Below are 22793 nucleotides of genomic sequence, written 5' to 3'. Positions count from 1 at the left end.
ACGTATAAATCCATTCAAAACAACTGCTTACCTTAGCATGGTCCGAAGAACCACGCCCCTTCTGAGTTACAACGTGTCAGACAACCTTACCAAGTAAAACATGACAAGAATTATATTCCTACTGGCTTTTTTCTGCCTCTCAATCTCTTCCTGGGTGAAGTAAATAACGCCCACTTCGGCGCTTCCCAACCATAATGCTACCTAAATGTTCCTGTCTAAACGCAGTGATCCACCAACCGTTGTCAGTTTTTAATTCGTTTTCATGAGAAGTACCTTTATACCCTTCCTCTTGCTGCTTTCCCTGATTGCTTCGTCACAGAAGATAAATGACTTTTATACGTCGTTTTCAGGCTCCAATAGAACAGCTCACCAACTATCATTCGTGAACGACAGCATCGTGATCGTTCAGAACGTTAGGACGCATATGAGCGGCAGTGTTACGTTAAGCGGTACCTGGCGTAAAGTTCAGGATACGATTTACATCACGTTCCCTGAATTCAACCAAACGATGTCGGAGGCCACTAAATTTGGGTTAGCCTATCTATCCGGATCCCAAATGAAATTAGTCAAAAACAGGACGGAGCTCTTGGACTTTGAAAATGACGCCGTTTACGTAAAAAGCACTATATGCGATTCAAATCGGTTTCGACGAAAAAGACTGACGTTTATTAATGGGAAAAAATATACCGTAGACGGAGGGTTAGTAAATGGTTATGGACTTATTGAAAGTGAACCAAAGCGCAACACCAAATTTCTCAAAGCAGTCGAGGATATAGCCAACAATCCAAATGGTTACACTACGAAGCGATATGGTGTCATCGAAGGATACCGGAAATATGGGATATTGGGAATCAAAGGTGTTATCGAATACCAACGTAAAAAGGCATCGTAAAGTAGGACAAACGAGGCGTGGTGATGTTCGTGCGTTCTAGCATGGACGGAATTACTGCCAACTACTGCGACTGCCACTAAGAAGTTACGTCCATCTACCAACCACCAACTACTGCCCACTGGATGGGATCCCTCCTACGTCGGGATGACAATGGTGGCGTGGTGATGTTCTTGCGTTCTTGAATAGAAGGTATTACTGCCTACTGCGACTGCCAACTGCCCACTTCTGAGACTGCGACTGCGACTGTTACTGCCAACTGAATGGGATCCCTCCTGCTTCGGCATGACAACAGTGGTGGAATGAAATGCGCAGGTTGATGAGCACTTGGTCCCTGAGCACCTTAGTCCCTGAGCGCCTGAGCAGGTGAGAAAGAACGTCCGACCACCGACTACCAACTACTGACTACCAACTACTGACTACCAACTACTGACTACTGACTACTGACTACTGCCCACTGCGACTGCCAACTGCCCACTCATTCTCTAATTATCTCATTTTCTAATTATCTAATTCCATTCGCTAATTCGCTAATTCACACATTCGCTAATTTCACTACATTTGTAAAGGCCGCGTCGAATGCGGCTAGTAACCAATCCTAATTGTATGCAAAACATACCAAGTGTTGACTTACGTGATTTCCTGTCGGGTGACCCGGCACGTAAACAAAAATTTGTAAATGAAATCGGCAAAGCCTACGAAGACATCGGATTCGTAGCACTCAAGGGACACTTCCTTGATGACAAACTCGTGGACGAACTCTATAGTGAAGTCCGTAATTTCTTCGCCCTTCCGCTCGAAGTCAAAGCGCAGTACGAAATCCCCGGCATCGGTGGCCAGCGCGGCTACGTGTCGTTCGGGAAAGAACACGCCAAAGGACGTTCCGCCGGCGACCTTAAAGAATTCTGGCACTTTGGGCAGTACCTGCAGGACGGGTCGAAATACCATGATGAATATCCTGCAAATGTAGAAGTAAAAGAACTTCCGCGTTTTAATGAAGTCGGCAAAGACGCCTACCAGATGCTGGAAAAAACCGGTATTTATGTGTTGCGCGCCCTGGCCCTCTTCCTCGGACTCGAAGAAACCTATTTCGACAAGTACGTGCAGGAAGGGAACTCCATCCTCCGCCCAATCCACTACCCGCCTATCACAGAAGAGCCGAAAGATGCTGTGCGTGCCGCAGCCCACGGCGATATCAACCTGATCACCCTGCTGATGGGTGCGCAGGGAAAAGGCCTCCAGGTGCAGAACCACGACGGCGAATGGATCGACGCCATTGCCCAGCCTGACGAACTCGTCATCAACGTAGGCGATATGTTGTCGCGCCACAGCAACAACCGACTTAAGTCGACCATCCACCAGGTAGTCAACCCACCACGTGAACTGTGGGGCACCTCGCGCTACTCGATCCCGTTCTTCATGCACCCAATCAGCGAAATGAAACTCGACTGCCTCGAAAATTGCATCGATGCCGACCATCCGAAATTGTACGACGACATCACCGCAGGCGACTTCCTGCACGAGCGTCTCGTCGATCTTGGACTGATCAAGAAATAATAACATTGTCTAATCGACCGTCAAAAGACATTGGGCAACCGGTGTCTTTTGATTTTTTCATCCCTTGGGGTTTGCACCCATTTTCAGGTATGGACTTACACGAACAACTCAAGAAACTCTTCCCTGACCACCAGCCGTTACCGGAAGAACAACCCGAAGAAACACCGCACGAACTCTTCGTCCAGTCAGCACCAATGATCTGCAAATACGAGCGGCGGAACGGAAAACCCACCACCATCATCGAAGGCTATGAAGGCAGCGACGACGACTTCAAACTCCTGGCAAAAGAACTCAAGACCCGGCTCTCCGTCGGCGGTAGCTTCAAAGACGGCGCGATCATCCTCCAGGGCGATTACCGCGACAAGATCATGGCGCTTTTAAAAGAAAAAGGATTTAAGGTAAAACGCGTGGGAGGATAGAAGGGGTTTTGAGTTTTGGGTTTTGGGTTTTGGGTGAAGAATAACTCCTAAGCTCACTTCGATCCTTATACGATCAACCATAAACCATCAACCCTCAACTATCAACTTTCAACCCTGAACTATCAACCCTGAACCCTGAACTATCAACTATCAACCCTCAACCAAATGATTCAAAACTCCGAACTCATACTCAACCCCGACGGTTCCGTCTACCACCTGAACCTTCGCCCCGAACACATCGCCCACGACATCATCTTCGTTGGCGACCAGGCACGGGTAGAGAAAATCACCCAGTTTTTCGATACCATCGAATACTCCACCCAAAAACGCGAGTTCAAGACCCAAACCGGTACGTATAAAGGCAAGCGGATGTCGGTACTTTCCACCGGCATCGGGCCCGACAACATCGACATCGTCCTCAACGAACTCGACGCCCTGGTCAACATCGACCTCGAAACCCGCCAGCCAAAAGAGCACCTGACGTCACTCAACATCATCCGTATCGGCACCTCAGGCTCCCTCCAGGCCGACATCCCCACCGAAAGCTTCGTGATGTCGCGCTTCGGATTGGGAACCGATAACATGCTCCGCTCCTACGATGCGGCGTCGGTCTCTATTCGCGAAATAGAAGATGCCTTCATCCAACACACCCAATGGTCGGCCGAGAAGGGACGTCCGTACGTGACCCGTTGCAGCGACGCCCTCGCCAACCGTATCAAAGGCCCACGCATGCACGAAGGCATCACCGCCACCGCCGGCGGCTTCTACGGCCCGCAGGGCCGCGTGCTGCGCCTCGCCGTCCAGGATCCGGCACTCAATGGCAAAATGGACAACTTCGAATTCGAAGGCGTGAAGATTACGAACCTGGAGATGGAAACGGCAGCCATTTACGGACTTTCCGCACTTCTGGGCCACAACGCCCTGTCGTTGAACGCCATCATCGCCAATCGCGCCTTGGGCACGTTTAGCGAGAACCCGGAGAAAGCGGTGGCAGAATTGATCGCGTATACCTTAAACAAACTGGCCGAACGCTAATGGACCGCCTGCTCGAAACCGACCGACTGTACATGCGCCCCTTCGAGGCAGCGGATGCCGAAGGCTTGTTCGAACTCGACCGCAACCCGAACGTACACCGCTACTTAGGGAACCAGCCGGTTACATCGCCGGCGCAGTGCAAGGAGGTTATCGCCTCGGTCCAACGTCAATACGCCGCACACGGCATCGGGCGGTTTGCTGTTTTGTTAAAGGAGAGCAACACCTTCATCGGTTGGGCCGGACTCAAATTCGTTACCGAGCCCGAAAACAATCACGTCGACTACTACGATATCGGATACCGTTTGCAGGAAGCACACTGGGGAAAAGGCTATGCCTCCGAAGCGGCCCTCGCCTGGCGCGATCATGCTTTTTCGGTGATGAAAATCCCTGCCTTATTCGCCTCCGCCCATGTCGACAACATCGGTTCCAATACCATCCTCAAGAAACTCGGGATGGTGCAGGACGGGCAGTACGAACATGACGGACTTCCGTGCAATTGGTACCGTTTAAACAACCCCTACCTATGAAAACGATCAAGATAGCCGGCGTTCCTGAACACTTCAACTTCCCGTGGTATAAAGCCATTTCAGAAGGACGTTTCGCCGCCAAAGGCCTCGACCTGCAATGGACCGACGTGCCGGAAGGAACCGGAAAAATGTGCCAGATGCTGCGTGATGGCGACACCGACGTGGCCGTCATCCTCACCGAAGGTATCATCAAAGACATCATCGCCGGCAATCCCTCCCGCATCGTACAGATCTACGTGCAGTCGCCGCTCATTTGGGGTATACACGTCGCCTACAGTTCCGATTTCCAGTGCATCACCCAACTCGAAGGCAAAAAAGCCGCGATCAGCCGCCCCGGATCGGGTTCCCAACTCATGGCCTATGTCAACGCCGACCAACGCGGCTGGGACCCCGAATCGCTGACCTTCGAAACCGTCCATACCATCGACGGGGCCGTAGAAGCCCTCAAAGACGGTCGCGCCGACTATTTTATGTGGGAACGCTTCATGACCAAACCGCTGGTCGACAACGGCACCTTCCGTCGCCTCGGCGATTGTCCGACACCGTGGCCCTGCTTTGTCATCGCTGTGCGCGAGGAATGCCTTGAAAACGATCCGGATGCCATCCGCACGCTGCTCGCCACCATCAACGACGTTACCAAAACCTTCAAGGAAATCCCCGGCGTGGACGAACTTGTCGCCCAGCGCTTCCACCAGAAAATCGACGATATCCGCGAATGGCTCTCCCTCACCCAATGGTCGCAGAAGCCCTTTACCGAGGAAATGTTAAACAATGTCCAAATTAAATTGTGGAAACTTTCGGTCGTCCCTGAATTGGGTACCTTTACGAAAATAGCTTGGCCCTGAATGTCCACGTTTTGGCAGCGAATAAAAACCCTTCCGGCCACGTCACGGAAATGGCGTGAACGCCTCAGGATCAAATCGCCCTGGGACATGATTATCATTGCCCTAATGGGAATCCTGATCGCCATCCCGGTGTTCCTGATCGCGCACCAGGCGTTCATCGATCCGGGTTGGGACTACCACATCGACCGGATTTTCCTGTTTCTCGGCATCGCCGCCGCCATTATCTTCCTACTGCGGTTGCTCCGGCGCATCATCATCGTCTGCCTCATCCTCTATGCCATCGCGCTGCTCTACGGCACGCTCTTCAGCGACTACGGCTTCTCCAGCGTGGCCGAAGACTACCGTTCGATGATCTACACCATGGCCGACGACCCGTACCCACAGGATGTCGTGCTGGCCAAGCTCCTCCCCTTTCCCAACAAATCGAAGATCATCGCCGCCATCGACTACGACGATCCCAAAGTGCGGAACTTCGCCGTGACCGCCGCCACCAGGAACTTCTCTGAAATGAAAGGCTATGGCGACTACCGCCGCATGATCCAGTGCTTCTCTATTTTTAAGGAAGTCCGCGACCGCTGGCATTACGTCAACGACCCGCGCTCACACGAATACATCGCCGACGCCAGCGAAACGGTCGAACATTTTTCCGGCGACTGCGACGACCACGCGGTTTTCATGGCCGCTTGCATCGCCGCCATCGGAGGCACACCGCGCCTCATCAGCACCAGCGACCACATCTACCCCGAAATGCTGATCGGCAACCTGCACAACCTCGACAACGCCAACTTCCTCATCAAAGAAGTGCTGTTCAAAAAAGAAATCGGAAAAGACAAACTGCATTACCACATCGACGAACGCGGTCAGGTCTGGCTCAACCTCGACTACACCGCGCGCTATCCGGGCGGGCCGTTCATGTCAGAAGAAATCCTTGGGGCATTGACGCTCTATTAAGGTGGGGCGCCTCCCCTGCCACCGCATCACCCACCGCGCGGGGCCGGGCTATCCGCTTTAGCTTTTTGCCGGATACATTCCCACAACCTTTACGCTAGACAATGCGTATTATCTTCCTTTCCCGCGTAAGGCAAAAAGGCTGTCGCTCCTATCCCTGGCGCACGCCGGGTGCGTAGGTTCCCGCTACAGACTATGGGCGACGGCTGTTGGGAACACTACCAGTCGATAGCGGTTTTTCCCTTTGATTCCAAATACACATTGGTTTTGCTGAAATGCCGGTTGCCGAACCACAATCCCTGGTTGGCGCTCATCGGCGACGGATGTCCGCACTTGAGTACCAAATGCTTCGTGACATCAATATTTTTACCTTTCTGCTGGGCATACGAACCCCACAGCAAAAAGACCACATGCTCCTTCCGGTCGGAAATCGTCTGGATGACAGCGTCCGTAAACTGTTCCCATCCTTTTTTCTGGTGACTGGCCGGCAGCCCTTCCCGCACGGTCAGTACTGCATTGAGCATCAACACGCCCTGGTCGGCCCAACGGCTCAGGTCGCCATTTGAGGGCAGCGGTTTCCCCACATCCTGCTGGATCTCTGCCAAAATGTTCCGCAACGACGGCGGAAACGGCACGCCTTCACAAACCGAAAACGACAAACCGTGCGCCTGTCCGCGGCCATGATACGGATCCTGCCCGATCACCACTACTTTCACGTTCTCGAACGGCGTGCGGTTGAACGCGGCAAAAATCAGGGGTTTGGGCGGATACACCACCTGCGTGTCATACTCCTCTTTTACAAAGGCCATCAAGGCCTGGAAGTAGGGTTTAGAGAACTCATTTCCCACAACTTCCGTCCATGATTTGTGCAGCGGTGCGCCCATTCTTCTTTTTTGCCCAAAGATACGTCTGTGGCGAGGGCGACGCAATGGGCGTCCGGGGTTTTTGCGTAAATTTGTAAGCTACCATGCTATAGAGAAAGAATGCTCGGAATCACCGAAAAAACCCTACAAGACCTGCAATTCCCGACCGTTTTGGAAACCGTCGCGAACCATTGCAACACCGACCTCGGACGTGAAAAGGCGCTGGCCATTGCACCTATCGCGAATCGGGAGGTACTGATGGCCGCGCTCCGCCAAACGTCGGAGTATGTGTCGTCGTTCCAAAACAACAATGCGCTCCCTAACCACGGCTTCGAATCGATCGACCATGAACTGAAATTCCTGGCCATTGAAAACAGTTTCCTCGAGACGGGTAGCTTCCGAAAAATACTGGCGTTGTCGGAAACGACGCTCCAGATGCTGCAATTCCTCAAGAAATTCAGCGATTACTACCCGGAGCTGGCGAAACGGGGCGAACAGGTCGAATTCAATAAAGACATTTCAAAGTTCATCGAAGCCGTACTCGACAAATACGGAGAAGTGCGCGACGACGCGTCGCCCGTGCTGATCGACCTGCGCCGCCAGATGAACCAGGTACGCAGCAAAGTCAACCAAAGTTTCGCGGTAGCGCTAGCGCAATACAACGGCCTCGGCTATCTCGATGAAATCAAAGAGAGTTTCGTACAGAACCGGCGCGTTTTGGCCGTTTTATCCATGTACCGACGCAAAGTAAAAGGCTCGGTAATGGGCACCTCCAAAACCGGTAGTATCGCGTTCATCGAGCCGGAAGCCACCCTGCGCCTGTCGCGCGAACTGGCCAACCTTGAGTTCGAAGAGCAGGAAGAAGTGACGCGGATATTGAAGGCGTTGGCCAACCGCATCCGGCCGTTTGCACCACTGCTGTCGGATTACCAACAATTTCTATCCGATATCGACGTCGTCGCCGCCAAGGCGAAATATGCCCGTCGTATCAACGGTTTGCTTCCAGAATTGAATAATGAGCGTCGCGTGTTCCTGCGGGAAGCCTTCCATCCCATCCTCTACCAAACCAACGCGGCCAAGAACCAACCTACCTATCCGCAAACACTCGAACTGACCGACGACCGGCGAATCATCGTCATTTCCGGGCCGAACGCGGGCGGAAAGACCATAGCCTTAAAAACGGTGGGGTTGCTGCAACTCATGCTGCAATCGGGGATGCTGATTCCTGTACACGAGCGGAGTTCCACCTTCCTTTTCGACCGCATCCTGACAGATATTGGTGATAATCAATCTATTGAAAATCATTTGAGTACCTACAGTTACCGACTCAAAAACATGAACTACTTCCTCAAGAAGTGCAACGCCAATACACTGTTCCTGATCGACGAGTTCGGAACGGGTTCCGATCCTGAGTTGGGCGGTGCCTTGGCGGAGATTTTTCTTGAGGAGTTTTACCATCGAGGAGCTTTCGGTATCATTACGACCCACTACTCCAATCTGAAAATGCTGGCGAACGAGCTTCCGAATGCCGTCAACGCCAACATGCTTTTCGATGAAAAGTCGTTAGAGCCGATGTTCAAGCTCGTGTTGGGCCAGGCGGGTAGTTCCTTCACGTTTGAAGTAGCACAGAAGAACGGTATTCCGTTCGGACTCATCAACCGGGCGAAAAAGAAGATTGAAACCGGTAAGGTTCGGTTTGACAAGACCATTGCGACACTACAGAAAGAACGCTCCAAACTTGAGAAAACCTCGCAGACGCTTAAAGAAGAAGAAATAAAGGCACGCGAGGAAAGTCGCCGCATGCAAGACATCAACGAGCGTATCAAGCAGAAACTTGAAAACTATCAGGAGCTTTACGATGCCAACCAAAAGCGCATTTACCTCGGACAGAAAATCGACGAGATCACCGACCGTTATACCGACAACAAAAACCGCAAGGAAGCGATTGGCGAGTTCCTGAAGCTACTGGAAATCGAAAGTTCAAAGCGGAAGAAAGTGGCGCCAAAGGAGAAGAAAGAGAAAGAAGCTGTACAGAAACAGATCATAAAAGAAGTCGAGGTCAAGGTCGAAGAAATCCGCAAAGAAAAGAAAGAAAAGAAACAGAAAGCGCAACCGGCCGCAAAGCCGAAGCCCATTTTGAAAGTCGGCGACCGTGTGCGCATGCAGGACGGGCGTTCCATTGGCACCATCGACAAAATCGAGAAGAACAAAGCGGTGGTCAACTATGGTATTTTCACGTCGACCGTGAGTCTTGATACCCTGGAATTCGTAGGGTAAATCAAAAACGCACCCTTACTATGGAACTGCCCCAAAACAAAAAGATTGTGCTCTTTGACGGTGTCTGCAACCTCTGCGACGGCACCGTGCAGTTCCTGATTCGACACGACAAAAAAGACATCTTCCGATTTGCCTCGCTGCAGTCAGAAGTCGGTAAGGCTATATTATCCCGTATTGGTATCGATCCGACACGCGTAGACAGCATCGTCTTGTACGAGCCCGGTAAAGCGTTTTACCTACGGTCGTCTGCCGCGTTGGAGATTGCGCGGGGTCTGGGTGGGTTTTACAAAGTGGCAGCTACTATTTCCAAAATTATTCCAGCCAGCATCCGCGATAGTATCTATGATTGGGTAGCGCGGAACCGGTATCGATGGTATGGCAAGAAAGAGACTTGCAGCATCCCCACTCCAGAAACAACTTCCAAATTCCTCACATAAAAAAAGGCCCCCAATAGGGAGCCTTTCTTATTATATCGAATAACCGAAATTATTTCTTCACGATTTTCTTCGTCACAGCACCACGGTCTGTTTCGATGTTCATGATGTAGGTACCAGTAGCAAGATCCGACACATTCATATCAACTGTGAAAACGTCAGAATATTGGTTTCTCTTCACAACACGTCCGTTAAGATCGGTTACGGTGATAGCCTTCAGTGGGATATTCTTAGAGTTCAGGATCGATACAACATCAGAAGCCGGGTTTGGCATTACTGCGAAAGAAGCCATAAGATCGTCTTCTACAGAAAGTGTGTTGTCAACAAAGAAGTTGTCAACCGCAGCCCATCCGAAGTTTGCTTGTGCCTGAGCGGTACAAGTGTACTGAAGACCGAAGTAGTATACACCTGTAGTGGTAGGCGTGAAGCTAGCCGTCTTCAATGTCCATGCTGTTTCGTTCACCTGGCTTGAAGCAGCAAGTGTCGTTGTCATAGCCGCATCCGTTTTATCAGTACCGACTTTCAGGGCCAGTGCGTTAGCACCACCGTTACCGGCTCCGATTACTTCACGACGGTAGTACGTGATGGTGTAAGGAGTGGCTGCAGTCAGGTTAAGCCCACGAGAGAACAGGTAAGCATTAGATACCTGTCCGAATGCACCGGCGCGAGCGTATACGTCGCCATCCTGTGCAAGTGGGTTGTTAGCCGCGTCTGCACCTTCGATGATACCCCAGGTTGCACCTGTGTTAGCTGTTACGCGTAGCGCTGACCAACCGGCATATGCAAGAGTCGGATCTTCAAAAGAGAAGCCGTAATCAGGAGTAGCGTAGTTATTGGCAGACATCGGTGTGTAAATGTTGTAAGGTCCATCCCATACCGTGTCGCAACTTGCTTTAATGTAAAAAGAATACCCAGTTGCCTGTGTCAGAGTTGGGCTGGTGAACGTACCAGTAGTGATGTTAGACGACAATGTACCTGTTCCTTGTGTAAACCCAAGCGGACCGTACTCAACATCAACACCTGCAGCAGCAGTTGTCCAGGAAAGTCCGTAACCTGTATCAGTCAAAGAAGTAAGAGTAAGGTCATACACACCTGCGCAAGAAGTAACTACTACGTCGTCAAAAAGAACTACGTCAGCATCTTCTGCTACATATCGGAAACGAAGTGAAACGTTTGCTTGTCCAAGATAAGCAGACAGGTTTAGCTCAACCGGAATGATCACATAATTATCAGCGGTGCTGGTGAGGTAGTCATCATCAAGGAAAACCTGTGTCCATGATGTACCACCATTAGTAGAAACATCCACAGTGAAATCACCATTCGGGTTCAACACCATGTATGTGTAGCTGGTAAAGAAGTTGAACTTCAAAAATGCAGACGTATATCCCACGAGACTGAAAGAAGGAGAAATCAACGATTCATCCTGTGGACCTGCAGCAGAAGTACCACCGTCTGCGCTCCAGTTTACAAAAGCAGAACCGGCACCGGTAAGGGCACCATCCGCCGCCAGGGCTTGTTCCCAAGTAGCGTCCGCATTGGTTGTTACAACACTCCAACCTGTAGGTGGGAACGTGTCGCCATCAAAATTCTCTGAAAATGCCACCTGCGCTGACGCAGCGAAAACACCTCCTAGCAGAGAAAGGCTGAGTAATAATTTTTTCATGAAAAGATAGTTTTTTTAATTATTGCGTAAAACTATAAAAAAATATCTTACATCGCGCAAGCGCGTCGTCGTAATTTGTGTTAATTGGCGTAGTAATGGTGGGGGTTGCAGGCAGTTGGTATCCTCTGTTATCCATTTGGATTGTCTTCTCCCTCCCACTTTCCGATAACAGATGTTGCCAAAGCGTTCCCCAGCACGTTCGTTCCGCTGCGAAACATATCGCAAAAATGGTCGATGGGCAGAATCAACGCAATACCTTCCACGGGTATGTCAAACATACCACAGGTAGCCGCTACCACAACCAAACTGGCACGCGGCACCCCGGCGATTCCCTTGCTGGTCAGCATCAAAACGAACAACATAGTCAGCTGGGTCGTGAAGTCCAAATGGATGTGATATACCTGGGCAATGAAGATGCTGGCAAACGTCATATACATCATACTGCCGTCCAGGTTAAAGGAATAGCCAAGTGGCAGCATGAACGAGACGATTCTTTCTTTGACACCAAACCGCTCCAGTTCCTCTGTCAATTTCGGAAATACCGCCTCACTGCTTGTCGTGCCAAAGGCAATGGCAATCGGCGATGTAATCCGTTTCAGTAACTCGCCCATACGCTTTCCGAGGAATATCGCACCGATGGCCAGCAAGAGTACCCAGAGGGTCGCAATACCCACCAGGAACGAGCCCAGATAAGTGAGATAGGTCTTAACAAGCGTACCCGCGTCCAAAACAGCAAATACCCCGGCAATAGCACCGAATACGCCCAGCGGCGCAAACTTCATCACATACCCCACCATTTTCAAAATGATGTGTGACAAACGTTCGAGTACGCCGATGACTGGTTTCGCATAACTTCCCAACGAGGCGGCGGCCAGTCCGAAAAAAATCGCGAATATGACAATCTGGAGGATCTCATTCGTCGCCATTGCCTGCACGACACTCTTCGGAAAAATATGCTCGATAAAGGTTTGTGCGGAAAACGATTCGGTTGTTCCGGCAATTTCCTCCACGGCGTCCTTCCCGGCCCCTTCGATCTGTAATCCGGCGCCAGGTTGTAAGGTGTTCACCCAGAACATCCCGATCAACAACGACAGGAAGGAAGCAGTAAAAAACCACGCCAATGCACGACCGCCGATCCGTCCGACCGAGCGAATGTCGCCCAGTTTTGCGATACCCACCACCAGGGTTGAGAATACCAGCGGCGCGATGATCATCTGTACCAATCGGATGAAGATCGTGGCCAGTAATTTCAGATACGTACTGGCGTCTTTACAGGTCTCCTCCGAAAAATGGGCGAAAAGATAGATGCCTACTGCGGCACCGGCCACCATGGCAATGAAAATCTGGAACGTGAGATTCGACAATAATCCTTTTCGGGTAGTAGTTCCTGACATAGGTTTTGGTTTAGTGGTAGGCGTTATGCAACAAAAGAAAATCAACCATTACAAGGGCAGCCATTGCTTCCACAATAGGTACGGCCCTTGGGACGACGCACGGGTCGTGACGTCCTTTACCCTTGACTACGGCCGGTTGGTCGTGGCTGTCAATGGTGTCCTGGTCCTGCAAGAGGGTGGCGACGGGTTTGAACGCCACCCGGAAGTAGATGTCCATTCCGTTCGAAATACCGCCCTGTATCCCTCCTGACAAATTGGTTCGGGTCTTGCCGCCGGGGAGTATGGCATCATTGTGTTCACTTCCCCGCATCCGGGCACCGCAAAAACCGCTTCCATACTCAAACCCTTTTACCGCGTTGATCGAAAGCATGGCTTTTCCGAGTTCGGCATGGAGTTTATCGAACACAGGCTCACCCAGTCCAACGGGCACATTTCGTATGATGCAAGTAATGGTACCGCCAATGGTATCGCCGTCTTTCCGCACCTCACGGATGAGGGCTTCCATCCGTTCGGCCGTTTCCGGATCAGGACAACGCACAGGATTTTGTTCGACAGTTGTCAGGTCCAGATCCTGGTAAGGTTTTTCGAGAAAGATAGCACCTACCGATGAAACGTAGGCTGCAATAGACATACTGCCAATGACTTGCTTTGCGATGGCACCTGCTACGACCCTGCAGGCCGTTTCACGCGCGGAACTGCGCCCACCGCCACGATGGTCGCGGAACCCGTATTTTTGGTCGTACACATAATCGGCATGGCTCGGACGGTATACCTCGGCGAGGTGATCGTAATCGGCCGACTTTGCGTCTTCATTTCGGATGATAAACCCAATGGGCGCACCGGTCGTCCTTCCTTGGAAAAGTCCGGAGAGGAACTCCACCTCGTCCGCTTCCTTCCGTTGGGTAACAATGGCCGATTGTCCGGGACGACGTCTGCGCATTTCCGACTGAATCGCTTCGGTATCCAACAAAACGCCCGGCGGGCAACCGTCCACGACACCGCCGATGGCAGGTCCGTGCGACTCACCAAACGTCGTCAGCCTGAAAAGCGTCCCGAATGAATTTCCCGCCATAGAAGTGGTTTGTCACAAATGTAAGGTTTCCATCCGACTCTTCCCAATCCCTCTGTTTACGAAAACATCACATTCCGGCGGCAGAATACAGGATTTCATAACACACCCCCTACGCTCGGGTAATATCCAAACCCTTATTTTGCCAGAAACGACCGTATGAAAGCAAAGAAGCGGCGGGTTGAACTGGTGGTGCTGTCGGATGTGCACCTGGGAACGTACGGGTGCCATGCCCGCGAGTTGCATCGCTATCTCAGCAGCATCAAGCCCAAGACCCTTGTTTTGAACGGCGACATCGTGGACATCTGGCAGTTCCGGAAATCGTACTTCCCTAAATCCCATCTAAAGGTAATCCGACGTATTATCGACTTTGCCTCAAAGGGCGTCAATGTGTATTACCTCACCGGTAACCATGATGAGATGCTGCGCAAGTTCAGTGACTCGGTTATCGGCAACTTCACCATCGCCGACAAACTGGTGCTGGAACTGGACGGTCGAAAGGCGTGGATTTTCCATGGGGATGTCTTCGACGCGTCGGTCAACCATTCCAAGTGGATTGCTAAACTCGGTGGCTACGGCTACGACTACCTGATCCTGTTGAACCGCTTCATCAACTGGTGCCTGAAACAAATGGGACGCGAGCCGTATTCGTTTTCCAAGAAAATAAAGGCCAGCGTCAAGAAAGCGGTACGGTTTATTTCCGATTTCGAAACGACAGCTGCAGAACTGGCAATTGAAAAGCGCTATGATTATGTTATCTGCGGACATATCCATGAACCAAAGATCATCGAACGGACCAGTAAACACGGCAGTACGCTCTACCTGAACTCAGGCGACTGGATCGAAAACCTCACGGCACTCGAATATGATAATGGGGCCTGGTCACTTTACCGGTATGACGAAAAGGAATGCCCGGAGGAGGCCGATGAAGCCGATGCTCCCGCGCCGTCGCTGGCGGCTACCATCATTTTTGGTACACCCTAGCCTATTCGGTTTTTTGAATCGCTTTTGTACCTTTACGGGATGAACGATCCACGTGTCTCCTACGAAAAGCAGTACGCCAAAAAGCGTCCGAAAGCCTCCCGCTGGTACCTGATTATCACGTTTCTCATCGCCTTTGCACTGGCTTTCTGGGTGTCGTATCGGTTGGTATTTGCCGGACGCACGTCGGATCCAAAGGCCACAACGCACCTCCCCCATCCATGAAAAAAATCCTCTCGGCTTTACTGTTGGTCAGCCTGACCTTGTCCGCCCAAAAGAAACCGGCCGCGCCTGAACGCCCGAAACTCGTAATTGGCATCGTCGTCGACCAGATGCGGGCTGATTACGTATACCGTTTTGCCGATAAATTCGGGAAAGGCGGTTTTCGACGCTTCCTTTCGAACGGATTCGATTGCCGGAACACATACTATAATTATGTGCCCACCTACACCGGGCCGGGCCATGCCGCAGTTTATACCGGTAGCGTGCCCGCTTATAATGGTATAATCTCAAACGACTGGTACGACCGCAAAACGAAAAAGTCAGTCTACGTAGCAGGCGACGACAGCGTCAATTCGGTCGGAACGGAGTCATCCGCGGGAAAGATGTCGCCTTCGCGTTTACTTTCCACCACCGTAACCGACGAATTACGTCTGTCCAATAATCGCCAGTCGAAGGTTATTGGCGTATGCCTGAAAGACCGTGGTTCGATTATGCCCGCCGGACATATCCCGAGTGCGGCCTATTGGTTTGATAACAAAACCGGAAACTGGATCACCAGCACCTATTATACAGATGCACTTCCACAATGGGTGGTCGATTTCAACGCCCGCAAATTGTGTGATACCTATCTGTCGAAGCCATGGGAAACGCTGTTGCCCCTCGACCAATATACCGTCGGACTCGAAAATGGTTCGGGTTTCCGGGTAGCCTATCGGGGTGAGAAAGACAATCGTTTTCCGCACGACCTTCCGGCGTTGAAAGGGCAATCGGGTTATGAACTGATGCGTTCGACGCCTTTCGGTGATTCTTACACGGTAGATTTTGCCCTTGAAGTGTTGGAAAAAGAGAAAATGGGAAAGGGACGTTTCACTGACTTCCTGGCCGTCAGTTTCTCGTGTACGGATTATGTCGGGCATCAATTTGGGATCAATGCCATCGAGACACAGGATACCTATGCCCGTCTTGACCGCGACCTCGAACGGTTGTTTGATTATGTGGAAAAGAACATTGGGATGGAGAATGTCCTCATTTTCCTTACTGCCGATCATGGGGCAGCCCAAACGCCCGATTACCTGACATCACTTCACATTCCGGCGGGTTTCCTTCCGACAGATACAATGGTGGCCGATCTCAACCGCGCCATTGCTGCAAAATACGGAGAAGGTGATTGGATCGAATATTATGGAAACCAGCAGGTGTATTTGAATTACGCGACACTCGAATCGAAAAAGGCGGAACGCTCGCAGATCGTGGGCGTCGTTGTCGATTACCTCAGGAAACAACCCGGTGTGCAGGAAGTATTCGATATTGGAAATCCGTCAGCCTTACAGGACGGTAACCCGCAACATGCGCGCATCGCAAATGGGCTGTCGCCGCTGCGTTCGGGTGATGTGGCATTGCTTCTCCAACCCTCTTGGTTTGACGGCGAACACGCCGCACACGGAGGCACTACCCATGGCAGTGGCTGGACGTATGACACCCATGTTCCGTTGTTGTGGATGGGATGGAAAATCAAATCGGGCAGTTCGGCGGAACCGGTCAGTATTTCCGACATTGCCGTCACCGTAGCCGATTTACTCCGGATCTCCTGGCCAAATGCCGCGGTCGGACGTCCTATCAGTGACCGTATTAGCCAGCCATAAGGATGTTTGCAGCAATCGACAAGGCCATTTCACGGTATGTGTCTTTTAGTGCCGAAGAACTCGACCTCTTCCATTCGGCGCTTTTCTATCGAAAAGTACCGAAGAAAACCGTATTGCTGCGGGCCGGTGACGAAAATCCGTTCGAAGCCTTTGTCATCCGTGGGTGTATCCGGAAATATTGTATTGACGCTCAGGGCACCGAAGTGACGTTGCAGTTTGCGGTTGAGGAATCATGGGTGGGCGATATCTCCTTTACGAGCGAGGATCCCAAGCCCAGCCAGGTGTTCATCGAAACGCTGGAAGAATGCGAGTTACTGGAACTGGCGCCGGAAAAGAAAGAAACCCTTTTTGAAAAAGCGCCCCGTTTTGAACGCGCCTTCCGTATCCTGATGCAGCGGCATCTGGCGGTGACACAACAGCGGTTGTTCAATACTATTGCAAAGAATGGTGAGGAAAAATACCGCGATTTCCTTGAGCATTATCCAAGTATTCCGCAAAGGGTACCCCAACATTATATCGCCTCTTATCTGGGAATTTCCCCGGAATTCTTAAGCAAAATCCGAAGCCGACGCTAACTTAATGGAAGTTGCGCCCTTTGTGGAACACATTCTCCAAATCGCTTTTCTCATCCGGGCGGGCAATCGGAAAACACCTTTCATCGCTTTCGCCTTCGGTCATGTTCCGTAAGAGCCCTGACAGGTTATGACACGCATCTGCTACTACATGGATGACCGAACGTTCGACCTGTAACTTCCCTTCTACCAACAGCAAACGTGATTGCAGGATGGATTTGCGGTATTTCTCAAACACTTTCGCCCAGACGACGATATTGGCAAATCCGGTTTCATCTTCTATCGTCACGAACAATACGCCTTTTGCCGTTCCCGGTCGTTGCCGAACCGTGATGAGTCCGCACACCTTTATCCGGTCCCCGTTCTTATAATCCGCAAGGGAACCTGCCGGTGTCACCCGAAGCCGGTCCAATTCCGGCCGCGCGAAATACACCGGATGGGCTTTCAGCGACAAGCCCATTGTCGCGTAGTCTTCCACCACATGGGCGGCATCCGTCAATAAAGGCAGCGTCAGTTGGGGCTCGAACGTGCTGGAGGAAGGCTGTCCTTCAAAGAGTCCGATGGGGGTATCCGACAAGGCCGACACCTCCCATAACGCCTGCCGACGGTCGAGTCCGATCGAACGGAAGGCATCTGCATCCGCCAATTTTTCCAACGCGGCCATCGACACCCCGATGTCAAGCAATTCCGGAATCGAGCGAAACGGCCGATGACGGGCCTGCACCAACGTCTCCATATCCTCACCCGACAATCCCTTCACCTGCCGGAATCCCAACCGAATGGTGCGGTAGCGTCCGGAGGGTTCCTCGAGGGTGTAATCCCAATAGGAGTGGTTTATATCCACTGGCCGCACCACTACCCCATGTTTGCGTGCATCGATGATGATCTGGGCGGGCTGGTAGAAACCCATCGGCATACTGTTGAGCAGTGCGGTGGCAAATACATCCGGATAATGGCATTTGATCCAGGAGGATACATACACCAGCAACGCAAAACTGGCGGCGTGGCTTTCCGGGAAACCATACGACCCAAAACCTTCCAGTTGGCGGAACACCCGGCGGGCGAATCCTTCCTCATACCCATTCCGGATCATCCCCGTTACGAGCTTCTTCTCCCAATCCGCCACCTTTCCCTTCGCCTTGAAGGTCGCCATACTGCGGCGTAACCCGTCTGCTTCGGCGGGAGTGAATCCGGCAGCCACGATCGCAATTTCCATGGCCTGCTCCTGGAATAAGGGCACTCCCAACGTACGCCCGAGTATACTCTCCAATTCCTTCGACGGATACTCAATAGTATCTATCTTATCGCGCCGTCGCAGGTACGGATGCACCATGTCGCCCTGTATCGGCCCGGGGCGTACAATCGCTACTTCTATTACCAAATCATAAAAACACTGCGGCCGCAATCGGGGCAACATCGACATCTGGGCCCGGCTTTCGATCTGGAAGACGCCGAGTGTATCGGCCTGGCTGATCATTTCATACACCGCCGGATCGTCCTGTGGGATGTTGGCCAGCGTAAGGTCAAGACCATAGTGCTGTTTTGCGAGGTCAAATGCCTTACGGATACACGTTAACATCCCCAACGCCAACACATCTACTTTCAGAAAGCCGAGTGCTTCAATATCGTCTTTGTTCCATTCGATATTGGTGCGGCCTTCCATGCGGGCGTTGAGCACCGGACACAGATCCGACAGCTTGCCCTGGGTGATGATGAAGCCGCCCGTATGTTGGCCAAGTTGCCGCGGGAACCCCACATATTGGCGGGTCAACTCAAGTACTTTCGCCAGGTGTGGATCATCCAGGTGGAAGCCTTCAGAGGTGACCCGTTCGCCGTCGAGTTCATCGCGAAACTCCCACACCGAGGCCGAGAGGCGGTTGATGGCATCGGTCGACATCCCCATGGCTTTGGCGACATCCCGGATGGCACCTTTATAATGTACCTGTGTAACCGTGGCCACGATAGCTGCCCGGTGCCGTCCGTACTTCTCATAAATGTATTGTATGACCTCTTCCCGTCGTTCGTGTTCGAAATCCACATCAATATCAGGCGGCTCGTCTCGGGCATCCGACATAAAACGGGCAAATAATATCTTGAACTTGGAGGGGTCAACCGATGTGATTCCCAGGCAATAACACACGACGGAATTGGCAGCCGACCCTCTTCCCTGGCACAAAATACCGCGATCACGTGCGAAGCGGACGAAATCGTAGACCGTCAGGAAATAGGCAGCGTAGTTCTTCCGCTCCATAAAATCCAGTTCGTATCGGAGTGTTTTACGGATTTTCCTGGGGATGCCATCCGGAAAGCGTGCATTTGCGCCCTGCCAGGTAAGGCGTTCCAGTTCTTCCTGTGGCGTGCGACCGCCGGACGTGATTTCCTCTGGATAAACATATTGTAATTCCGACAGGGAAAACCGGCAAGCCTGCGCGATGTCTTGCGTAGCCGCGATGGCATCCGGATACGACCGAAACAACCGGATCATTTCCTCTTCGCCCTTGAGATGCCGTTCCGCATTCTGGTGTAAACGGAATCCGGCGGTGTAGATGGTACACTTTTCCCGCACACAGGTCAGTACATCCTGCAACGCCCGGCGTTCCGGATGGTGGTAATGCACATCGTTCAAGGCTACCATCCGCACCCCCAATCGCTCCGACAACTGCGATAACCGAAAGAGCCGTTTCCCGTCGTGGGCTGTATAGGAACGACACGCTCCCAGAAACAGCGCTTTCCCCAGTCGTTCGCGGTATTCGGAAAGCGACGAAACGAAATCCTCGGGCAACCGGAACTGTAGGTCGAGTGCAGGAGGTGGCAGTACGATGAATAGCAGGCCTTCCGCATAGTCATATACATCCTTTTTATACAGGAGGCACTGCCCCTTCTCGGCCCGGATGTTACCTTCCGATAAGAGTCCGGATAACCGACCATACGCCTCTTTATCCGTAGGATAGGCCAACAGCGACGGTCCGTCAACAAGATCCAGGCGGCAACCGATCAACAACCGGAAATCGGTATCGCTCTTAAGCGCCGCCACATGCGCCCGCACGACACCTGCCAATGTATTCCGGTCGGTAATGGCTATAGCACCATATCCCAGGCGAATGGCTTCCTCTACCATTTCCTCGGGATGGGAACCGCCGCGTAAGAAGCTGAAGTTCGTGGTGACCTGTAATTCTGTATAGCGTTCCATCAGGCAAAAAAACCGTGTAGGTACCATTTGGGGCGGTTTTCCGCGTCGTACGGACCCGACCGGAATACCCAGAAACGCGCTCCCTTTTCATCTTCCACTACATAATAATCGCGGTATTGACCCGATTGCAGCCACCATTCCTGTTCGATGCGTTCGGGTCCGTCGGCTTTGGCCACCGTATGGATTTCGCCTTTATACCGGAAAAGTAAGGGCGGATAATCGGGTAACCGAACCGTTGCTTCGATGGTTTCGGGTTGCGGCAACAGGTATACCGGTCGCGGCAGGTCGGTGCGCCATGGAAGCGCTGACTTTTCCTGCAACGAGGCCGTTTGACGTATGGAGGCTTCCGGCCAATGGCGTTCAACCGGCAGGTAGCGCCGGACGCCTTTGTTTCCGATGCGGGCCGTAATACGGTCTACCAACTCCGACACCCGGGTATCGTTGCGGAAGGCCGTTTCCCATAGTGCTTCCTGGGAGGCCGTCACCTCTTCGGTATGGGGCGCTTCCAACACAAATAATTCAAAGCCCAGCGCCGGCTCCAGCTTCTCGATGCCGGGTGCGAACAGTCGGTATAAATGCACCGGATTCCGCGACGGATGTCCCGTACCTATACTAAATTGCTGTATATCCCCATCGATGCGATACGCTTTGAAAATACCGGATCGGAGTCCGACACCTTCGCTTTCAAAACGCTGGCACAACAGCTCGAGTAAACGCTCTAATGCCAGTCCGATACCGGTGGCGGTGCAAATAGGCTCCAAACAGGGCAACCGTTCCTGATAGGGTTCGACGGGTTGCAGCGGCTGCAGGAATTCCGGTTCGTGCCCCAGTGCCTGGCCCAATCGCAACGGCAGCGATGCCCCGAAACGCCGGCGCAGCACCGACCGCGGCATGTCGATAAAACGGTGGATGCGGTCGAGTCCTAATTTCTTTAGCCGTTCTGTCACTTCCGGCTCCAATCGGAGTGCAGCGGGTGGCAGGTTACGGATCGCCTCGCGCTGGCGACCGGTTGCCACGACATCCCTTCCCTTACCGAAACGCGCCAGGGCCCAGGCTGCTCCGAGGGTATCGGCCATCGCGATCCGCACCTGGTAGCCGTAGCCCGCCAGACGTTGCTGTATGGCACGGGTATAGGCCTCTTCCCCACCCCATAAATGCGCGCATCCGGTGCTGTCGAGCAGTAAACCATCCGGCGGGTCAAGTGCGACGGAAGGCGTATATCCGATACACCACTCCCCGAGTGCCTTCAACAGAACGACTTCCTTTCCCGCCTCCGCCTCCAATACGTCCAGTTCCGGATAGAGGGCGCGGCAATCGGCCACCACCTTTCCGGGAACGATACCCAGCCGAATCGCTTCCTGGCTTGCCGCTTTTACCACCATCCGGCCGCGTTCGGGAGCCGCTATGACAAACGCCTGTCGCCGGTACTCCGGTTTTTTACGCGCGGTGTAATCGGTAAGCAAAAAAGGGAACCATATAGCGGTATAGCGAGGCATTATCCGGTAAAGCTTTGGGTAAAAACGAGGTGTTCCTGCGGGCGTTCCTTCTCCGTAAACTGTCCGTCTGCCCAGCCCAACTGCCAGGATCCGGGGCGTCCGTTGCGCACTTTCAGCAATTGCACGTCCCAAAAAGGCAGTCCGACTCCGGGCAAACCTTCCTCCGACAGACTGGGCAATGGCCGGATATGCCACCGGGAGGTACAGGCCAGGTTGCCCGTAGTTCGTGGGCGATGGCGGTGCAACAGGCAACAAACCCCGCTCTTTTCAACGGCGAGTTGCAGGCGGCGCGATTCGGTAAAGCCTACGTCCGACACTTCCCCGATGACAGCCGTAAGTATATCACATTTAAGGGCTTCCTCTACAGCCCACAATACATCCCGGGTGCGTGGCGCATCGATGAAAACGATACGGGAAGGGTCAAGACCAAAATACGTGAGCGCGGGCGGGAATACCTTTCCGCCTCCTCCCATCCAAAGGCAGGTGCCACCCGACGCCAAGAATTTTCCGCAAAGCGCTGAAAGGAATCCCTGGGTGGAAGCTGCATCAGACGGACTGAAGCTCTGGAACTCATGCAATGCCGCCACCGGAAAGACCTGGTCGGGAAACGCCCGCTCGAACGGCCCGACAGTAGGTACCGAATCGCGCAGGGCGGACTTCCCTAACCCCTGCCAGGCGTCTACTTGTCGTTGCCATTTGCGGATGATCGCTGTTTTTTCCGCTCCCGCGTCCATACTTTCGATTGTTTTCGTATTTTTGTTCTTATTAG

At 52.4% G+C, this 22793-nt stretch carries 20 protein-coding genes; 13 read left to right on the top strand and 7 right to left on the bottom strand.

The window, feature by feature from the left end:
- Positions 1 to 382 precede the first annotated feature (382 nt).
- From MKO97_RS10685 to MKO97_RS10655, 7 genes are all read left to right on the top strand, one after another.
- On the top strand, positions 383 to 892 hold the full coding sequence (locus MKO97_RS10685; RefSeq protein WP_241103210.1) for a hypothetical protein: 510 nt from the start codon (positions 383 to 385) through the stop codon (positions 890 to 892).
- A 603-nt stretch (positions 893 to 1495) separates the two neighbouring features.
- A complete protein-coding gene (locus MKO97_RS10680; protein ID WP_241103209.1) occupies positions 1496 to 2446 on the top strand; it encodes an isopenicillin N synthase family oxygenase in 951 nt (316 codons plus the stop codon).
- 89 nt (positions 2447 to 2535) lie between these two features.
- Positions 2536 to 2865, top strand: coding sequence for a translation initiation factor (locus MKO97_RS10675; protein WP_241103208.1), 330 nt, complete (start codon positions 2536 to 2538; stop codon positions 2863 to 2865).
- Positions 2866 to 3030: 165 nt separating this feature from the next.
- Positions 3031 to 3900, top strand: coding sequence for a nucleoside phosphorylase (locus MKO97_RS10670; RefSeq protein WP_241103207.1), 870 nt, complete (start codon positions 3031 to 3033; stop codon positions 3898 to 3900).
- A complete protein-coding gene (locus MKO97_RS10665) occupies positions 3900 to 4427 on the top strand; it encodes a GNAT family N-acetyltransferase (RefSeq protein WP_241103206.1) in 528 nt (175 codons plus the stop codon). The genes MKO97_RS10670 and MKO97_RS10665 overlap by 1 nt, the downstream gene beginning before the upstream one ends.
- Positions 4424 to 5272 carry a substrate-binding domain-containing protein gene (locus MKO97_RS10660; protein ID WP_241103205.1) on the top strand — a complete coding sequence of 283 codons (849 nt, stop codon included), beginning with the start codon at positions 4424 to 4426 and terminating at the stop codon, positions 5270 to 5272. Before MKO97_RS10665 ends, MKO97_RS10660 begins: the two co-directional genes overlap by 4 nt.
- The gene (locus MKO97_RS10655) at positions 5273 to 6223 is read left to right on the top strand and encodes a transglutaminase (protein WP_241103204.1); all 951 of its coding nucleotides are present in this window, start codon (positions 5273 to 5275) and stop codon (positions 6221 to 6223) included.
- A 215-nt stretch (positions 6224 to 6438) separates the two neighbouring features.
- On the opposite strand, the gene ung is transcribed toward MKO97_RS10655, so the two are convergent.
- Positions 6439 to 7104: a uracil-DNA glycosylase gene (gene ung / locus MKO97_RS10650; RefSeq protein ID WP_241103203.1), complete on the bottom strand. Its 666-nt coding sequence runs from the start codon at positions 7102 to 7104 to the stop codon at positions 6439 to 6441.
- Between the two features lie 99 nt (positions 7105 to 7203).
- On the opposite strand from ung, the gene MKO97_RS10645 reads away from it, so the two are divergent.
- Positions 7204 to 9360 (top strand): DNA mismatch repair protein MutS, encoded by a 2157-nt coding sequence (locus tag MKO97_RS10645; RefSeq protein WP_241103202.1) that lies wholly within the window; start codon positions 7204 to 7206, stop codon positions 9358 to 9360.
- Positions 9361 to 9380: 20 nt separating this feature from the next.
- The gene (locus MKO97_RS10640) at positions 9381 to 9797 is read left to right on the top strand and encodes a thiol-disulfide oxidoreductase DCC family protein (protein WP_241103201.1); all 417 of its coding nucleotides are present in this window, start codon (positions 9381 to 9383) and stop codon (positions 9795 to 9797) included.
- Between the two features lie 49 nt (positions 9798 to 9846).
- On the opposite strand, the gene MKO97_RS10635 is transcribed toward MKO97_RS10640, so the two are convergent.
- The 3 genes from MKO97_RS10635 to aroC form a co-directional block, all read right to left on the bottom strand.
- Positions 9847 to 11397 (bottom strand): T9SS-dependent choice-of-anchor J family protein, encoded by a 1551-nt coding sequence (locus tag MKO97_RS10635; RefSeq protein WP_241103200.1) that lies wholly within the window; start codon positions 11395 to 11397, stop codon positions 9847 to 9849.
- A 188-nt stretch (positions 11398 to 11585) separates the two neighbouring features.
- The gene (locus MKO97_RS10630) at positions 11586 to 12851 is read right to left on the bottom strand and encodes a dicarboxylate/amino acid:cation symporter (RefSeq protein ID WP_241103199.1); all 1266 of its coding nucleotides are present in this window, start codon (positions 12849 to 12851) and stop codon (positions 11586 to 11588) included.
- A 10-nt stretch (positions 12852 to 12861) separates the two neighbouring features.
- The gene (aroC, locus tag MKO97_RS10625) at positions 12862 to 13923 is read right to left on the bottom strand and encodes a chorismate synthase (protein ID WP_241103198.1); all 1062 of its coding nucleotides are present in this window, start codon (positions 13921 to 13923) and stop codon (positions 12862 to 12864) included.
- Between the two features lie 156 nt (positions 13924 to 14079).
- Here aroC and MKO97_RS10620 point away from each other — a divergent pair, with 156 nt between their 5' ends.
- The 4 genes from MKO97_RS10620 to MKO97_RS10605 are packed head-to-tail and all read left to right on the top strand — an operon-like array spanning position 14080 to position 17341.
- Entirely contained in the window at positions 14080 to 14904 is an 825-nt protein-coding gene (locus MKO97_RS10620) for a UDP-2,3-diacylglucosamine diphosphatase (protein ID WP_241103197.1), read from the top strand.
- A gap of 39 nt (positions 14905 to 14943) precedes the next feature.
- On the top strand, positions 14944 to 15126 hold the full coding sequence (locus MKO97_RS10615) for a hypothetical protein (RefSeq protein ID WP_241103196.1): 183 nt from the start codon (positions 14944 to 14946) through the stop codon (positions 15124 to 15126).
- Positions 15123 to 16766, top strand: coding sequence for an alkaline phosphatase PafA (gene pafA / locus MKO97_RS10610; RefSeq protein ID WP_241103195.1), 1644 nt, complete (start codon positions 15123 to 15125; stop codon positions 16764 to 16766). The genes MKO97_RS10615 and pafA overlap by 4 nt, the downstream gene beginning before the upstream one ends.
- Before the next feature lie 2 nt (positions 16767 to 16768).
- Positions 16769 to 17341, top strand: a complete 573-nt coding sequence (locus tag MKO97_RS10605; protein ID WP_241103194.1) for a Crp/Fnr family transcriptional regulator — start codon at positions 16769 to 16771, stop codon at positions 17339 to 17341.
- A 1-nt stretch (position 17342) separates the two neighbouring features.
- Here the strand turns inward: MKO97_RS10605 and MKO97_RS10600 are convergent, their stop codons facing one another.
- The 3 genes from MKO97_RS10600 to MKO97_RS10590 are packed head-to-tail and all read right to left on the bottom strand — an operon-like array spanning position 17343 to position 22758.
- Positions 17343 to 20528: an error-prone DNA polymerase gene (locus MKO97_RS10600; RefSeq protein ID WP_241103193.1), complete on the bottom strand. Its 3186-nt coding sequence runs from the start codon at positions 20526 to 20528 to the stop codon at positions 17343 to 17345.
- Complete coding sequence (locus tag MKO97_RS10595; protein WP_241103192.1) at positions 20528 to 22024, bottom strand: DNA polymerase Y family protein; 1497 nt, start codon at positions 22022 to 22024, stop codon at positions 20528 to 20530. Before MKO97_RS10595 ends, MKO97_RS10600 begins: the two co-directional genes overlap by 1 nt.
- Positions 22024 to 22758 (bottom strand): ImuA family protein, encoded by a 735-nt coding sequence (locus MKO97_RS10590; RefSeq protein ID WP_241103191.1) that lies wholly within the window; start codon positions 22756 to 22758, stop codon positions 22024 to 22026. Before MKO97_RS10590 ends, MKO97_RS10595 begins: the two co-directional genes overlap by 1 nt.
- Positions 22759 to 22793: the final 35 nt, after the last annotated feature.

The organism is Flavobacterium sp. HJ-32-4 (assembly GCF_022532105.1).
GTDB lineage: Bacteria > Bacteroidota > Bacteroidia > Flavobacteriales > Flavobacteriaceae > Flavobacterium.
Note: the sequence above shows the minus strand (reverse complement) of the source record. Positions and strands in the feature narration are given on the sequence as shown.

Bases quoted from the DNA above. Each gene is read 5' to 3' on its own strand.
- MKO97_RS10680 (WP_241103209.1), top strand. From the start codon at position 1,496: ATGCAAAACATACCAAGTGTTGACTTACGTGATTTCCTGTCGGGTGAC.
- MKO97_RS10675 (WP_241103208.1), top strand. From the start codon at position 2,536: ATGGACTTACACGAACAACTCAAGAAACTCTTCCCTGACCACCAGCCG.
- MKO97_RS10670 (WP_241103207.1), top strand. From the start codon at position 3,031: ATGATTCAAAACTCCGAACTCATACTCAACCCCGACGGTTCCGTCTAC.
- MKO97_RS10665 (WP_241103206.1), top strand. From the start codon at position 3,900: ATGGACCGCCTGCTCGAAACCGACCGACTGTACATGCGCCCCTTCGAG.
- MKO97_RS10660 (WP_241103205.1), top strand. From the start codon at position 4,424: ATGAAAACGATCAAGATAGCCGGCGTTCCTGAACACTTCAACTTCCCG.
- MKO97_RS10655 (WP_241103204.1), top strand. From the start codon at position 5,273: ATGTCCACGTTTTGGCAGCGAATAAAAACCCTTCCGGCCACGTCACGG.
- ung (WP_241103203.1), bottom strand. From the start codon at position 7,104: ATGGGCGCACCGCTGCACAAATCATGGACGGAAGTTGTGGGAAATGAG.
- MKO97_RS10645 (WP_241103202.1), top strand. From the start codon at position 7,204: ATGCTCGGAATCACCGAAAAAACCCTACAAGACCTGCAATTCCCGACC.
- MKO97_RS10640 (WP_241103201.1), top strand. From the start codon at position 9,381: ATGGAACTGCCCCAAAACAAAAAGATTGTGCTCTTTGACGGTGTCTGC.
- MKO97_RS10630 (WP_241103199.1), bottom strand. From the start codon at position 12,851: ATGTCAGGAACTACTACCCGAAAAGGATTATTGTCGAATCTCACGTTC.
- aroC (WP_241103198.1), bottom strand. From the start codon at position 13,923: ATGGCGGGAAATTCATTCGGGACGCTTTTCAGGCTGACGACGTTTGGT.
- MKO97_RS10620 (WP_241103197.1), top strand. From the start codon at position 14,080: ATGAAAGCAAAGAAGCGGCGGGTTGAACTGGTGGTGCTGTCGGATGTG.
- MKO97_RS10615 (WP_241103196.1), top strand. From the start codon at position 14,944: ATGAACGATCCACGTGTCTCCTACGAAAAGCAGTACGCCAAAAAGCGT.
- pafA (WP_241103195.1), top strand. From the start codon at position 15,123: ATGAAAAAAATCCTCTCGGCTTTACTGTTGGTCAGCCTGACCTTGTCC.
- MKO97_RS10605 (WP_241103194.1), top strand. From the start codon at position 16,769: ATGTTTGCAGCAATCGACAAGGCCATTTCACGGTATGTGTCTTTTAGT.
- MKO97_RS10600 (WP_241103193.1), bottom strand. From the start codon at position 20,528: ATGGAACGCTATACAGAATTACAGGTCACCACGAACTTCAGCTTCTTA.
- MKO97_RS10595 (WP_241103192.1), bottom strand. From the start codon at position 22,024: ATGCCTCGCTATACCGCTATATGGTTCCCTTTTTTGCTTACCGATTAC.
- MKO97_RS10590 (WP_241103191.1), bottom strand. From the start codon at position 22,758: ATGGACGCGGGAGCGGAAAAAACAGCGATCATCCGCAAATGGCAACGA.